Genomic DNA, 15,282 nt, shown 5'->3' on the forward strand with positions numbered 1-15,282 from the left:
TGGCCGGCCGGGAGGAGCGACCGCCACGGGCCCGGCCCTCGGCCTGCAGCCGGCGCAGCGCCTGCAGCCCGCGGGCCGGCTCGTCGGCGGAGAGGTCGAGGCCGGTGGGGCGCTGCCGCCCGAGGCCGATGAGCATCCGGCGGGACAGCGCGGGGCCGGTCCCGGGTCCGCTCACGGCCATGCGGTAGGCCGGCCCGCTGCGTCGCAGGCTGGACGCCCGGGGGCTCGGTGGGACCAGCGTGATCCCGTCCAGGACCCGGCTCCAGCCGGCCACCTGCTCGCGCACCTCGCCAGGGCACACCTCGCACGCCACCACCTCCAGCGCGGCCAGCCCGCTCGCGAGCAGCTGGGCGGGCAGCACCAGCTCCTCCGCGGTCAGGCACCCGGTGACCTGGACGGCGACGGCGTCAGGGGCGACCCGCGGCGTCCTGGCGTGGCCGCAGATGAGGACGCCGACCCTCGGGGCGGGGCGCTGGGTGGCCAGCCACTGGAGCAGGGGCAGCGTGCGATCGCCCACCGCGGCTCACATCCCGACCCTGACCATGGCCTCGTAGTGCAGCATCCGGCCCAGCAGCTCGGCCACGAGGGCCAGCACCAGGCACACCAGCACGAGGGTGACCAGCGTCCGCGACCTCGTCAGTGACATCGACAACGCCATCCGGTACACGAAGAAGCCCAGCAGGACCGCGGTGCTCGCGGTCAGGACCAACCGGGTCCAGAACGCCGCGCCCGAGAAGACGGCCGCGGAGGCCTGCGCCGCGGCGTCGCCCTGGCCCAGGTTGACCAGGTAGAGCGGGTACACGGCCAGGATCGCCAGGCAGGTGATGGTCCCGACGACCGCGACGCCCTTGAGGATGCCCGCGGTCAGCTGCCACTCCTCCTCACTGGTCGGCGCGTTGATCTCGTGCACGCGGGTCCGCACCTGGAGCGCCAGACCACCACGGGATGCGGTCGGGTCCGGGTCGGCCGGCCCCGGCGCGGCGGCCGTGGCGCGGGTACGCACCAGGGTGGTCACCATCAGTGCGGCGCCGACGGCGAGGGCGCCGAGGAGCACGGTGGTCGCGAAGAACTGGAACGGCACCACCCAGCTGTGCCAGGCGGGCACGGTCACCAGCGAGTAGTAGACCATCGACTGCGCCCACACCAGGCCGAGGCCGAGCAGCGCGGCGGCCCCGGCTATCACCTGGTGCAGCGAGTGGGAACCCTTCTTGAACCACTCGAGGAAGGCGTAGAGGAAGCCGACGGCGGCGAACAGGACACCCATCCAGATCTCCCGAGACAGCCACGAGGAGTCCCCGTGGCGGATCACGTTGAGCATGTTGGTGGGGTCGTTCATGTGCAGCATCGACACGGCGAGCCCGACCACCAGGGTCGGCCCGATGGCGTAGAGCGCCGGGTCGACCAGCCGGTCGCGGGTCTCCTGGTCGTGGCGCCGCCGGGTCAGCAGCTCGATCACGCCCAGGGCCAGGAACGTTCCGACCGACATCTGCGTGAGGACCGTGAAGATCACCATCGGGAGCTCGTGCGTGTTCATCAGATCTCCCCGGGGTTCGCGATGTGGCCCGTGGCGTGGTCCCACTGCTGCGCGTCACGGTGCGGGACGACCACCAGGTGGGGCTTGGTGATCGAGGGATCGGGCAGCGGCGCGATGCCGTCCTCGTCGCCGTACTCCTCCCGGAGATCCTCGATCGGCCCCCACGAGAGCGCCCGGGACGGGCACGCGGCGACGCAGGCCGGCTGGAGGCCCTCGGAGCGGTAGTCGAGGCAGAGGTCGCACTTGGTCATGTGCCCGGTGTCGGCGTTGAACTGAGGGGCGCCGTAGGGACAGGCCCACTCGCAGTAGCGGCACCCGACGCACTTGTCGTCGTCCACGTAGACGGTGCCGTCGTCCCGCTTGGTCATCGCGGTGGTCGGGCAGACCTTCACGCAGATCGGGTCCTCGCAGTGGTTGCACGCAACAGACACGTAGTAGGTGAAGATGTTCGGCGTGACCGTGGCGCCGGTGCGGCTCCACGATCCCCCCGAGTACTCCGCGACCCGACGCCACATCACCCCGAGCGGAAGGTCGTGCTTGTCGATGCAGGCGACCTGACAGGCCTTGCAGCCGGTGCACAGGGCCTGGTCGAAGACGAAGCCGTAGTCGGCATCGGACTCGGTGAGGTCGGTGGTCATGATCCGTGCCCCCTCTCAGGCCTTCACGACATCGGCGGTCGTGGTGTGGACGGCGTTGCCCTTGGCCAGGGCCGAGGGGTGCAGCGAGGTCAGCGAGTTGACGCTGCCGGCCGTGTCGACGGGTCTGTCGCGGTTGGCGCCGTCCGGGGGCGACACGTCGGTGGTCGGGTCGAACCAGGCGCCCTGCGGGATGGACACCACCCCGGGCATGATCCGCTCGGTCACCCGGGCCTCGAGCCGCACGGTCCCCCGATCGTTGTAGACGAAGACCTGGTCGCCGTTCTCGATCCCCCGCTCGCCGGCGTCCACGGTGTTGATCCAGGCCGTCTGGTGGTGCGCCTCCTTGAGCCAGTCCACGTTCCCGTAGGTCGAGTGGGTGCGGCCCTTGAAGTGGTGGCCGATCACCTGGAACGGGTGGGTCGCGGACTCGCGCGCCTCGAGCGGGCCCTCCCAGGTCTCGACGTACTCGGGCAGCGGCACCAGCACGTCGCCGGGCAGCTCCGGCCGGAACACGCCGAACTGCCACTTCTGCGCCATGGCCGCCAGCCGGTCGGAGTAGATCTCGATCTTCCCCGACGGGGTGGCCAGCGGGTTGGCAGTCGGGTCGGCGCGGAACTCTGCGAGCGGCACGACGGGGCCGAGATCGGTGCGGTAGATCCCCCTCTGCTTCCAGTCGTCGTACGTCGGCAGCCTGGGGTCGGCCTTGCGGGTCTCCTCGATCGAGGCGCGCAGCCAGTCCTCGCGGCTCCTTCCCTCCGTGAAGGCCTGCTCGGTGCCCAGCCGCTTGCTGAGGTCGACGCAGATGTCGTAGACGGGCCGGCACTCGTACAACGGCTCGATCGCCCGGGTGGAGACGATCCCGTACGCCATCGGGCCGGCGTTCTCGCCGGGGTGGATGTCGTCCTCCTCGGCCGCGGAGGTGCCGGGCAGCACGTAGTCGGCGTACCGGGCCGAGACCGTGTACTGGATGTCGCAGACGACGATCAGCTCGCACTTCGACTCGTCCTGCAGGATGTCGATCGACCCGTTGTTGTCCCCGGTCTGGTTCACCACGGAGTTGCCGGCGTACTGCCACACCATCTTCACGGGCACCTCGAGCCTGGTGTTGGTCGGCCTGCCCTTCCCGTCGACCGGGACCTTGTTGGCGCGGACCCCCGGGGCGACCTTCTCGCACACGCCCGCGTTGAAGGTGTCCATCTCGGGACCGTGGTCGATGGCGTCGAGCCAGGAGAACACCGAGATGATCTTGTTCGACGGGTTCGGGACGCCGGTGTTGAACGGTGACGCGAACGGGAGGTACTGCGCGGACTCGCGGGCCCCGGTGCCGCCGCCGGGCAGCCCGACGTTTCCGGTCACGCAGGCCAGCAGGAAGATCGCGCGCGCGGAGTTCTCGCCGTTGGCGTGCCGCTGCGGCCCCCATCCCTGCGAGATGGCACAAGGCTTGGCGCCCGCGACGTCCCGAGCCAGCTGGGCGATCCGCTGAGCGGGAACACCGGTGACGTCAGCGGCCCACTCCGGCGTCTTCTCCACGCCGTCGGGTCCCAGCCCGAGGACGTAGCTGCGGTAGGAGGAGTTCCTCGGCGCACCCTCGGGCAGGGTGTCCTCGTCGAAGCCGACGCAGTAGGTGTCCAGGAACCTCTGGTCGTGCAGGTTCTCCGCCAGCATCACGTGGATCATCCCGGCGACCAGGGCCGCGTCGGTGCCCGGGCGGATCGGGACCCAGTCGTCGCCGAGCACAGCAGCAGTCTCGGAGTAGCGCGGGTCGACCACGATCGTCCTGACGCCGTGCTGCCGCTTGGCCTGCTGCGAGACGAAGGTCTGCCCGCCGCCGGACATCCGGGTCTCGAGCGGGTTGTTGCCGAACATCACCTGGAGCTGGGAGTTCTGCACGTCGTCGAGGGAGTTGCTGTCCACCCAGCCGCCGTAGAAGTACGGGTAGGCCTGGGTGATCTCGGTCGTCGAGTAGTCCGAGTAGTGGTCGAGGTAGCCGCCCCAGGTGTTGAGCAGCCGGGCGAACGGGGTCTGGTCAGGGGGCCAGGACCGGGCCATGGTCGCGCCGAGGGTGCCGGTCCCGTAGTTGATGTAGAAGGCCTCGTTGCCGAACCTGGACTTGATGTCGGTCATCTTCTCGGCGATCTCGTCCAGCGCCTGGTCCCACGAGATGGTCTCCCACTGCTCCTCGCCGCGCTTGGTGCCCGCCTTGCGCTTCATGGGCTTCTTGAGCCGGTCGGGGTTGTAGACCCGGTGCCGGATCGACCGGCCGCGCACACAGGCGCGTACCTGCTGGCTCCCGATCTCGTCGCTGCCCGTGTCGTCGGGCAGCACCCGCACGATCGTTCCGTCCTGGACCTCCAGCCGGAGCGGGCAGCGCGAGCCGCAGTTGACCGTGCAGGCGGACCACACGTACTGCGTGCCTCCCACGCCGCCGGACTCGGCCATCGACGCCAGACCGAGGTCGGTGGCCGTCGCGACCAACGCGGTGGACCCACCGACCGCCGCGGACCACTTCAGGAACGTCCTCCGGGTGGTGGCCGTGGCACGCACGGCCTCGTCCGGGACGGGGGGCTGAGACAGGTGGGCGGGCATCGAACGCCTCCTCGGAGACCAGGTGTGCCGAAGAACATAATCGACACCTGTCAATCATAGGGTTAGTGTGTCGGTAGGGGGTGGGGCTGTGGCGGAACGCACAAAGCTGGACGACCCGCGATACCAGCGGGTACGCCGGAGCCTGGTGGCGGCGATCCTGCAGCTGGCCGGGTCGCGGCCGGCCGAGAGCATCTCGGTCTCGGAGCTGGCCGGCGCCGCGGGGGTGTCCCGCGCGGCCTTCTACGGGCACGCCGTGTCGCCGGCCGCCCTGCTCGCCGACACGTTGGTGGCCGAGCTCCGACCGGGGCTGGACCTGCTCGCCGAGGAGATGTCGCACCCCGGCGTCGACTACGTGGTGGTGTGGCGTCGGGTCTACCGGGTGCTGCTCGACCACGTGGCCCGGCACCGGGCGGTGTACGAGGTCATCACCGCACGCGAGTCCGCGGTGTCCGCCGCGCTCACCAGGTACTTCGAAGATGCGGCGCGCGCCTACGTCCTGGACGTCGTCGCCCGGCTCCAGGGCCCCCCGGTGAGCGACCTGTGGCTGGCGATGGCGACCAGCCAGCAGGCGCACAACATGCTGGCGGTGATCCGGTCGTGGATCGTCACCGGTCTCGTGGATCCCCCCGAGGCGGTCATCGACACCTACCTCACGCTTGCGCCGCCGTGGCAGCTGGCCAGGGCGGAGGACGACGGGACGATCTCACTCCACGGGGCACGGTCCCCGCGCCGGGGCCACCGTTCAGGCAGGTAGACCGAACCCGGTCCGACAGGAGTCCAGAGTGGCCCGGGAGAGCAGCATCAGCCCGGTCATGAACTCGGTGCGGGCGGCCTCGGCGGCGGCCGCGAGCATCTCCGGCGCCCAGGTCAGCAGGTGGTCCCGGACGAAGTCGCGGGCCGCGTCGAGGGCCGCCCGCGCGGTGCCCTCCTCGCCCTGGTCGGCGGCGCCGACTGCGCGCAGCAGCGCCTGGGAGACGAAGTCGAACTCCAGGCCGAGGTGGTCGTCGGGCTCCCGGTTCAGGTGCGGGCTCTCGAGCCCGAGCCCCAGGTAGGCCGAGCGGACCCGAAGGGTCGCCACGTCGAAGACCAGTCCGTCGTCGCCACGATGGACCGACTCGTAGGGGGCCACGGCTGCGGCCGCCGAGACGCCGTACAGCCGGTCGTGGTCCAGCCGGATCAGCTCCGCGTCCTCGCCGAGCTGCCACGAACGCTGCCAGTGGGTCAGCCCGGTCTCGGCCTCGAGCGTCCCGCGCAGCGGCCACTGCGGCAACAGGTCGTGCAGCGCCGCGAGGACCTCCTGATCGGGCGGCTCCCGGTGGAGCCGCCCCAGGGTGCCGAACGCTGCGGCGTGCGACTCCCAGAGCTCGGCGTCGATCACCGGCTCAGCGTACGACGGGACATCCGGCACAATCGACCGCGAGGAGGTGCGTCGATGCGCTGGCTGTCCTGCTGCGAGGAGTCGCTGCCCGCCGAGCCGGACTGGCTCTCGGCGCGGGAGGCGGCCTACCTGGAGACGATCCGCTTCACCAAGCGACGCACCGAGTTCCTGCTCCGGCGGCACACCGGCAAGCGGGCCGTGGCCGCCGCGCTGGGCTGGCCGGAGACCGGTCTGGCCCGGATCGAGATCCTGAACCGGCTCACCGGCGCGCCCTACGTCCAGGTGGACGGCGAGCGGGCGGCGCTGGACATCTCGCTCACCGACCGGGCCGGCTGGGCGGTGGCGCTGGTGGGCAGCGAGGGCAGCATGGCGGCCGGGACGCTCGGGGTCGACCTGGAGATCGCCGAGCCGCGCTCGGACGGCTTCGTCAGCGACTTCCTCACCCCGCGCGAGCAGGAGTACGTCGCGGCGCAGGGCGACCGCGACGCGCGCGACGCCGCGGCCAACCTGGTCTGGTCGGCGAAGGAGGCGGCGCTGAAGGTGCTGCGGGTGGGGCTGCGGGTGGACACCCGGACGGTCGAGGTTGAGGCCGACCACGACGCCGACGCCGAGGGCTGGCGGCGGCTGGTGGTGCGGCACGTCGAGGGTCAGGAGTTCCCCGGCTGGTGGCGCCGGGACGCGGACTTCGTGCTGACCATCGCCGGGCTGGACCCGGCACCGCCGCCGGCGCGGCTGCCCGGCGGCGACGACCTGGCCGTGGCGACCCCGCTGCACAGCTGGGTCACGAACCCTCTGGTGGGTCCTTGAGGAGCGAGCGGGCCATCCCCCGCTCCAGGGCGTCCACGACGTAGGGCCGCAGCTGCGCGGCCGGGATGATCCGGTCCACCGAGCCGACCCGCATCGCCCGCTCGATGGTGTGGATCGAGTCGAACTCGTCGGCCACCTCGCCCAGCTTCTCCGAGCGCACCTGGGCCGCCACCTCGGTGGCCTGGAGCCGGAGAGCCGTGGCTTCACGCCCGGTCGCCGCGGCGGCGGCCTCACGGGCGGCGACCACGCGCGGGTCGTTCTCCGTGCGCCGCTTGGTCTCGCGCGCGAACACGGTCGCCGCGGCCGGAGCACCACCGATCACCGAGGCGAACGACCCCTCGACCGCGGCGATCTCCATCGAGTCGGTGAGCGCCTTGGAGAACACCACGAACGCCCCACCGTGGTAGCGCGACACCACGACGAACACGATCGGGCCGTCGAAGTTGGTCACCGCGCGGCCGATCTCCGCGCCGTACTCCAGCTGCCAGTTGCGCATCGACTCGGGGGACCCGTCGAAGCCGGACAGGTTGGCCAGCACGACCAGCGGTCGGTTGCCGCTGCAGGCGTTGATCGCTCGGGCGGTCTTGCGCGAGGACTGCGGGAAGAGCGTCCCCGAGGTCCAGGCGGGAGGCCCGAAGGACGGGACGAAGCCCTTGCGCGGCACGGTCCTGGACTCCAGGCCCAGCAGGCAGACCGGAATGCCGCCGATGGTGGCGTCCCACACGATCGAGGTGTCGCTGTCGACCCACTGCCGCCACCGCTCCAGGGGGGCGCAGTCGTTGTCCGCGACCGCCCGCATCACCGACCGCATGTCGAAAGGCTGCTTGCGGTCGGGGTTGGTGCTCGCCCCGAACACGTCGCCGACGGTGGTGAACGTCGACCCGGGCACCGGGTCGTGCGGGGCGCTGCGCACGTCGCGGTCGACCGGGTCCCGGGTGGGGCGGCGGCGCGGGAACCGTTCGCCGGGCACGACGTAGGTGTAGTCGTAGTGCTGCAGCAGCAGGGCGCACGCGTCGGCGAAGCTGGGCGCCCAGTACTGCCCCTGCCCGTTGGGTCCCATCACCCGGTCGTAGCCGCCGATCCCGAAGTTGTCGTCGGCCGAGACCGCCCCGGAGAAGTCCAGCGCCTGCTTGCCGGTGAGCACCATCGCGCTGGCGGGGGTCATCACCAGGATGCCCTTGGTGTGCATCAGCATGGTGGCCTCGGCGTTCCAGTACGGCTGGCCGCCCACGTTGATCCCGGTCACCACGATGTTGATCTCGCCGCCGGCCTGGGTGAACTCGATCAGCCGGCGCAGGGTGAGCGCGATCCAGTCCATGTTCTCGGTGCCGGAGTCCATCGCGATCAGGGCGCCGGAGGAGACGGCGTACCACTCCACCGGGAGCCGGTGCTCGAGGGCGTAGGTGAGCGCGGCGTTGATCCGTCGGCACTCCGGCTCGGCGAGGTTGCCCAGGCCCTGGGTCGGGTCCGAGAGCAGCGCCACCCGGGTGACGCCTTCGGGGACCACCGAGGTGCGGTTGGTGATCAGCCCGACGACGAGGTGGGCGCTGTTCTGCCCCGGCTCCCGGCGCACCTCGACCAGGGTCTCCCCGTCCGCGTCGAGGTCGAGCTCGGTGAACGAGCCCGGCGGGAACTCCGACGGCTCGCCGCGCGCGGGGGTGAGCATCCGGACGATCTCGTACGGGTAGGGCACCCCGAACCGCTCGGAGGTGAGCACCTTCTGGGCGTACGCCGTCAGCGGGCGGACCGGGTGGGGACCCGGGTCGCCGAGACGGATGCTCAGGAGTCCCTTGCCGATCCCGTCGAGGTACAGCACCTTGTCCTGCAGCTCGGGTCGCCCGCTGGCGTCGGTACCGGCGATGTTCACGTGCAGCACCAGCTTCTCCAGGCCGGCGCCACGCGCCAGGCTCTCGTAGGACATCGCCAGGTCGTGCCAGTGCTCGGGCGGAACGTCCCAGGTGGGCCGCACCGAAAGCACCAGCCGGTTGGCGGTGGGTCGCTCGCGCACCGGGAAGCGGGCCAGCGCGGCGCGCATGGCCGCCAGCGCCTCCAGCCCGATCCGGCCCAGCCGGGGGTAGCTGGTCACCCCGGTCTCCTCGTGGTGGACCGGCACCAGGTCGCGGACCTCGGCCAGCGCGAAGAGCCGGTGGTCGCGCGGGTTCTCCTTGGCCACCCCGTGGAACAGGTAGACGTCCTCGGGCGAGGCCAGCCGCTCCAGGGTGAAGTTCGACAGCCGCCACAGGTCCAGGCGCTTGCCCAGCATCGGGTGCAGGTTGCGGTAGAGCACGTCCTCGGTGAAGTCGCCGGCCTCGTCCTGCCGGTAGGTGAGGTGCTGGGTGCGGTCCCGCTCGGGCCGGTCGTCCACGAGGCTGGTGACGGTGAGGTCGAGACGGCGCAGCCGGCGCCCGAAGTCGGCGCGGGTCAGCAGGTCACGGACCCGGTCCCCCATCTCGGTGATCGGCGGGCAGGAGCCCTCGCACCAGGTCACCAGGTCGACGATCGGCTCCCGCTGCGGGTCCACGACGGCGAGGTGCTCGGCGACCGCGGCGGCCACCGTCGGCAGGTCCGGCAGCGGGGCGTAGCCGACGACCAGGTGGACCGCGCGGCCCTCGTGCTCGTAGTTGGCGAAGACCAGGGGGACGCCCCGGTGGGTGGCGTGGTCCAGACCGTGCAGCTCCCGGATCCGGTAGAAGCGCCGGGCGTAGACCTCCAGCAGGGCGTAGCGGTACCCGTCGAGGGTGCTCTCCGTGGTGGCGGCGGGGGCCTCCCGCCAGGCGCCCAGCAGCAGCCCGCGCAGCGGCTGGGGGCACCAGACCAGCCGGTCCATCCGGTCGGCCCGGTCGGAGCGGTGCGGGTCGGCGGCGAGCGCGGTGACGTGCTCGTCCATCTCGCGGGTGACCTCGGTGGTCACCGCGTTGAGGACGGGCTCGTCGAAGCAGTGGAAGAGGACGTCGCGGGCCAGGTCGGCCACCACCTGCTGGCGGCCCTCGGCCGCGGCGGCCAGCCGCTCCAGCCGCTGCCGGGTCTCCCGGTCGGCGACTGCGGCGAGCTGGGCGACGTGCGCGAGCCGGCGCTGCAGGATCACCAGGACGTACGGCACGGCCTCGGGCACCCGCGAGAACGAGCGGAACATCCACAGCATCGCCTGCTCGAGCGCGTCGCTTCGCTCCAGCGAGGTCACGCCGTAGCGCCGCAGCGCCTGCTCCAGGCGGGCCCGGTACCGCTCGGGCAGCCCCGCCCGGTCGGCGTCGAGCCACTGCAGGAACGACAGGAAGTACTCCTGGGTGTTCTGCATGGTCTCGGTGAGCGCGTACCCGGGGTCGGTCTCGGTGCGCGGGCGGTACAACGACCCGATCTCGGTGCAGAGGTCGAGGAACCCGTCCTCCAGGGCCAGCAGCTCGGGGTCGTCGGCGGGGTACTGGTCGCTCAGCGCCATCTGGGACTGGACCAGGGCCCGGGTCTCGGCAGGATCCTGGTCGTAGCCGAGGAGGTAGTGCCTGGCCTGGGCGAACACCTCCGTCAGCCCGGCCCGCGCGGTGGAGGGCGACTCTTCGGCCAGGGCCGACAGGTCCACGACGGGCCCGTGCGCCCCGGTCGGTCGCGCGCCCGTCCCGGGCTCGGTCAGGTGCAGCAGGGGTACGCCGCGCTCCACCTGCGCGTTGGCCACCACGTCGACCGACAGCACCGTCCCGGAGAAGGGCGCCGTCACGGTGGAGACCATCTTCATCGACTCCAGGACGGCCACGGGCGCGCCCTCGGCGACCCGGTCGCCCGGCTCGACCAGCACCGTCGAGACGAGTGCCGGCCACGGAGCCCGGACCGGGGCCCCGTCGACCCGGGTGACCACGTGGGCGACCCCGTCGACCTCGAGCCGGAAGGCCGCGTCCTGGGCGGTCGCCACCACGCGGTGCTTGCGCCCGGCGCAGACCAGCCTCCGCTCGAAGTCGCCCAGGCGCTCCACGGTCAGGTCGACGACGGCACCGTCACGGACGCGGTAGCTGTGCGGGCCGGTGCGGTCGACCCGCAGCCGGTGGCCGGTCCCGCCGTACTCGAGATGGACCCGGGCACCCACGGCCTCGGGGTTCTCCGGGCGGCCGCGACGGGCGCTGGCGAGGAACGCCGCCTGCACCTGCGCCAGGTCGGCCTCGTAGGCCTCGACGGCCGCCGCCAGCAGGGCCACGGGGTCCGGGTCAGGAGCGAGGTCTCCGGCGGCGTCCAGCCCGGCGTACCAGCCCCGCCCGACCGGGCCGTCCTCGAGCTCGGGCCTGTCCAGCAGGGCGAGAAGCGCGGCCCGGTTGCTCATCCCCGAGGCCAGCACGACCGTGGTGCGCTCGACGGCGCGCCGCAGCCGCCGGAAGGCCTCCGTGCGGTGCCGGCCCCAGGCGCTCATCGTGCCCAGCACCGGATCCACTCCGCCGTCGACCACGTCGCCCTCCCGCAGGCTCGCGTCGACGCGCACGCCGGTGCCGACCGGCAGGCTGAGCATCCGCACCGCACCCGAGGAGGGGGCGTGCCCGCGCTCCGGGTCATGGGCGAGCAGACGGACCTCCACCGCCCACCCGTCCGCACGGGGGGGCTCGGGGTCGAGCCGACCGCCCAGGGCGATGCGCAGCCGCAGCCCGACGAAGCTGGCCCCGGTCGACTCCTCGGTGAGGGCGTGCTCCGGACGGGCCAGCGTGTCGACCGACTCCAGCCACCACCGCTCACCGTCCCGGCTCACCAGGAACCGGACGACGGCGGCGCCGGCGTAGCCCACCGCGGCGGTGAGCGAGGAGGCGACCTTGCTCAGCACCTTCTCGGTGTCGCCCGACAGGAAGGGGACCGGCGACTCGGCCAGCATCAGCTGGCCCCGCGGGCACACCACCGTGGTCTCCCGCAGGCCGAGCGACCAGGTGGTGCCCGCCCCGTCGGTGAGGACGTCGGCCTCCACCATGCGGAGCTCAGCCGTGTCCACGCCCTCCGGGACCACCTCGGCGCCGGCCTCGCGGCCCACCGCGGCCAGCGCGGCCGGGTCGTGCAGCCGGGCCAGGGTGACGCTGTCGGGGCCGACGACGGCGAGTCCGGCGGCCTCGCAGGCCGCCACGACGTCCAGCTGGGACTGGTCACCCCAGGCCCCCGGCCACACCATGTCGATGCCGGCGGCGCGCAGACGGTCGGCGAGGTCGGCAGGGTCGGAGATCTGCACGGCCAGGGTCTCGTCCGCCTCACGGGCGTACCACGGCTGGCTGTCACCGGTGTGCACCAGGACCGTCGTCACGGTGGTCGGTGTCCAGCGGCGCTGGTTGCCGACGGCCGCGAGGACCCGGACGGCGGGCTCGCCGGTCTCGAGGACCGCGAGCCTGGTGGTGCCGGTCATCGCACGGGTCCCGTCATGGCGTTCCTCCTCCGGGTCAGTCCGCGAACGTCGCGCGCAGGGCGCCGGCCACGTCCTCGGGGATCGGCATCGGCACCGGCACGGTGCGGTAGCCGTCCGCCCGGACCACCACCCGGCCGTCGTCGTCCACGACCAGGCAGTCGAAACCGCCGTGCTCGCCGGGACGGGTCACCGCGACCAGCGGTCCCTCCGGCACGGCCGTCGGCACGGACACACGGTCGAGCGCCATCGGCAGGGCGAGCTGACCGTCGCGCCCTGCCTCCCACAGCCCCGCGGCCTGGAAGCACAGCTCGACCAGGCGCGGTGCCGTGGCGAGCGGGGCGTCCGGCGGCTCACGGTCAGCCGGGAGCGGGTCGGTGAGCCGGGCCGCACAGCCGTCGCCCGAGCGCCAGGCCGAGTCCACCACCTGGTAGGCCGGTCCGTGGAAGTAGAACGAGTACACCTGCTCGGGGGCGAGGGTCTCGCCCTGCGGCATGGTGGCCACCTCGACCTGCTCCGGCTCTGGAGTGCTGGCCGAGAGCCGCACCCGCCCGGTGAAGTGCACCTGGCGCAGCGGAGCCTCGCGGCCGGGCACCGTCCGCTCGGCGCTGAGCACGCACCGGGCCACCAGGTCCCCCGAGCCGTCAGGGAGCGTCACCGCGGTGACCCGCAGGGTCCTCGGCTCGTCGCGGTAGAACTTCACCGGTGTGGCGAAGGAGACCTGCTCGACCGAGGTCGCGGTGAAGCCCGGTGGGCACAGGACCGTCGCGGCCTCGACGAAGGCCTCCATCCCCATCACCCCCGGCAGCACCGCGGTGCCGTCGATGCGGTGGTGGTCGAGGAACGGCTGCCGGGTCGGGTCCAGCACGGCCTCGAGGACCACACCGTCGTGGGTGCTGAGCCGGACCGAGCCCGCCATCGGCCCGCTGCCGCCGGTGGCGTGCGGAGCCAACCCGCCGCCCGGGGCCGGCTCCGCCGCCATCAGGCCGAGCTCGCCGGCGACGATGACCTCCCCGGAGTAGCCGCTGCTCGCGAGCTCGCGCCGGATCCAGGCGACTCCCGCTTCGGGTGGCAGCATCTGGACCCCGGCCATCTCCATGATCTTCGGGATCGACCCGCGGGTGGCCATGCCGATGCCGCCCCAGGCCGTCCAGTCGAGCGCCAGTGCCCGCGTGTCCGGGCGGGTACGCCGCAGCGAGGACATCGTCTTGCACAACAGGTCGTTGGCGGCGGAGTAGTCGGTCTGGCCGTTGTTGCCGAACCGGCCGGCGACCGAGCTGAACACCACGACGGCCCCGACCTCGCGCTCGCGCAGGGCGCGCCACACGTTGAACCAGCCGTCCGCCTTCACTCCGAGCACGAGGTCGAACTCTCCGGGCTCCTTGTCGGGGAGGTTCCGGCTGATCTCGAGCCCGGCGGCGTGCAGCAGCACGTCGACCCGGTCACCGACCTCGGCCAGGGCCTGCGCCACCGCGTCGGGGTCCCTCAGGTCGACGCAGTGGTAGTGCGCCGTACCGCCCGCGGCGTGCACGGCGTCGATGGCCGCCTGGGCGGCGGCCAGCCGCTCGATCCGGGCCAGCTCGTGCTCGATGGCCACCGGCGTCGGGCGCTCACCACGGTCCTTGAGCCGTGCGGCGAGCGCGGCCTTCAGACCGTCCCGGTCCGCGGCGAAGGCGGCCAGGTCGGGGTCGCCGGGGTCCGGCTCCGGGGTCAGGTCGAGCAGGTGGAACGTCCCGCCGCTGGCCAGCGCGAGGTCGGCGGTGATCGCCGAGACGATGCTGCCGGCCGCGCCCGTGACCACGGCGACCGTGCTGGCGTCCAGGGTCAGGCCGCCCGAGCCGGCCGGGTCGCCGTCCTCACCCAGGGGTGGGAACGGCTCCTCGACGAAGGCCACGCCGAAGCGCAGGCCCTGGGCGCGGCCGATCTCGACGCACCCGGGGTCGCGCAGGGTCTCCTCGACCAGTGCCTCCGCCACCGCGCCGGGACCGGCGTCGTCGGTGACGTCGACCGCCTTCACCAGGGCCTCGGGGCGCTCCTTGCGGTAGGACTTGGCGAACCCGGTGACCGCCCCGCCCAGCGGGGAGGTCGCGCCGCCCGCGTCGTACCCGTGGTAGCCGCCCAGCCTGGTGGCGGCGACCAGGAAGGCGTCGCTGTCCCAGAGCCGGCGCATCGTGGTGTAGAGGTTCTTCACCCGTCGCGCGAGGGCCGTCTGCCACTCCTCGAGGCTCTCCGGCTGGACGTCGTCGAGCGCGGGCAGCCAGTAGACGCCGTGCACCGGTCCCTCCGCGAGCCAGTCGTCCAGCCGCTGCGACAGGTCCTCCATCGTGACGTCGGGGGGCACGGAGAGCCCGGTGGCGCCCTGTTCGGCGAGCCTCTCGAGGAGCTCTGCTCCGGCGCCGCCCTCGTCCAGGGCGACCAGGACCCTGGCCCCCTGCAGGTCGATGCCGGTCTCGGCGCAGTCCGCCGCACCGGGCCGCAGCGAGGGAACCGGCAGGCGACGAGGCAGCGCGTCGATCGCCGCCAGATCGCCCCGGACGACCGCGGCGGGGACCGGGGCGGCGCCCGGGGCCGTCGTGGTCGTGACCGACTCCGCCGTGCCCTCCTGGGCACCGGTCCGCTCCCGCACCCACGCCACCACATGGTTCAACGTCGGGAAGTCCCGCAGCTGCAGGTTCTCATCCCGCTCCAGGTCGTACTCGGCCCGCACCGCCGCGAACACCTCGGCCTGCTTGACCGTGTCCACCCCCAGATCCGCCTCCAGATCCAGGTCCGGGTCCAACAGCTCCGCCGGGTACCCCGTCATCTCCGCGACCACCCGCGTCACCGTCACCAGCACCGGATCCACCGGCGGCGCGGCCGGCTCCACCGGAGCCGGCGCCGCGGGTGCCGCAGCCGGTGCGGCAGCAGCAGGAGCAGCCGCAGCCGGCGCCGGGGCACCGGTCCGCTCCCGCACCCACGCCACCACATGGTTCAACGTCGGGAAGTC

9 protein-coding genes are annotated in these 15,282 nt (G+C 72.7%); 2 read left to right on the forward strand and 7 right to left on the reverse strand.

The genetic code is table 11. The features are described 5' to 3' along the window. The 4 genes from PLP61_RS07770 to PLP61_RS07785 all read right to left on the reverse strand — a co-directional run. A partial coding sequence (locus tag PLP61_RS07770) for a hypothetical protein (RefSeq protein WP_324501973.1) occupies positions 1–517 on the reverse strand: 517 nt, incomplete at its 3' end. Between the two features lie 6 nt (positions 518–523). Then, positions 524–1,534: a dimethyl sulfoxide reductase anchor subunit family protein gene (locus PLP61_RS07775; protein ID WP_324501975.1), complete on the reverse strand. Its 1,011-nt coding sequence runs from the start codon at positions 1,532–1,534 to the stop codon at positions 524–526. Further along, positions 1,534–2,172, reverse strand: a complete 639-nt coding sequence (locus PLP61_RS07780) for a DMSO/selenate family reductase complex B subunit (protein WP_324501976.1) — start codon at positions 2,170–2,172, stop codon at positions 1,534–1,536. Before PLP61_RS07780 ends, PLP61_RS07775 begins: the two co-directional genes overlap by 1 nt. 15 nt (positions 2,173–2,187) lie before the next feature. Beyond that, on the reverse strand, positions 2,188–4,758 hold the full coding sequence (locus tag PLP61_RS07785; protein WP_324501979.1) for a DMSO/selenate family reductase complex A subunit: 2,571 nt from the start codon (positions 4,756–4,758) through the stop codon (positions 2,188–2,190). Positions 4,759–4,846: 88 nt separating this feature from the next. Between PLP61_RS07785 and PLP61_RS07790 the strand changes: the two genes are divergently transcribed. Continuing rightward, the gene (locus PLP61_RS07790) at positions 4,847–5,512 is read left to right on the forward strand and encodes a TetR/AcrR family transcriptional regulator (protein WP_324501981.1); all 666 of its coding nucleotides are present in this window, start codon (positions 4,847–4,849) and stop codon (positions 5,510–5,512) included. Here PLP61_RS07790 and PLP61_RS07795 read toward each other — a convergent pair. Next, positions 5,501–6,136 carry a TorD/DmsD family molecular chaperone gene (locus PLP61_RS07795; protein WP_324501983.1) on the reverse strand — a complete coding sequence of 212 codons (636 nt, stop codon included), beginning with the start codon at positions 6,134–6,136 and terminating at the stop codon, positions 5,501–5,503. The two genes, PLP61_RS07790 and PLP61_RS07795, sit on opposite strands and share 12 nt — an antisense overlap. Positions 6,137–6,190: 54 nt before the next feature. Between PLP61_RS07795 and PLP61_RS07800 the strand changes: the two genes are divergently transcribed. Beyond that, positions 6,191–6,943, forward strand: coding sequence for a 4'-phosphopantetheinyl transferase family protein (locus PLP61_RS07800; protein ID WP_324501985.1), 753 nt, complete (start codon positions 6,191–6,193; stop codon positions 6,941–6,943). On the opposite strand, the gene PLP61_RS07805 is transcribed toward PLP61_RS07800, so the two are convergent. Both PLP61_RS07805 and PLP61_RS07810 read right to left on the reverse strand, forming a co-directional pair. Continuing rightward, positions 6,918–12,299 carry a carboxyl transferase domain-containing protein gene (locus PLP61_RS07805; RefSeq protein ID WP_324501987.1) on the reverse strand — a complete coding sequence of 1,794 codons (5,382 nt, stop codon included), beginning with the start codon at positions 12,297–12,299 and terminating at the stop codon, positions 6,918–6,920. The genes PLP61_RS07800 and PLP61_RS07805 overlap by 26 nt on opposite strands. A 34-nt stretch (positions 12,300–12,333) precedes the next feature. After that, positions 12,334–15,282, reverse strand: a 2,949-nt coding sequence (locus PLP61_RS07810; RefSeq protein ID WP_324501989.1) for an SDR family oxidoreductase, incomplete at its 5' end; no start/stop codon positions are given.

This window comes from Nocardioides sp., assembly GCF_035429765.1.
Classification (GTDB): domain Bacteria; phylum Actinomycetota; class Actinomycetes; order Propionibacteriales; family Nocardioidaceae; genus Nocardioides.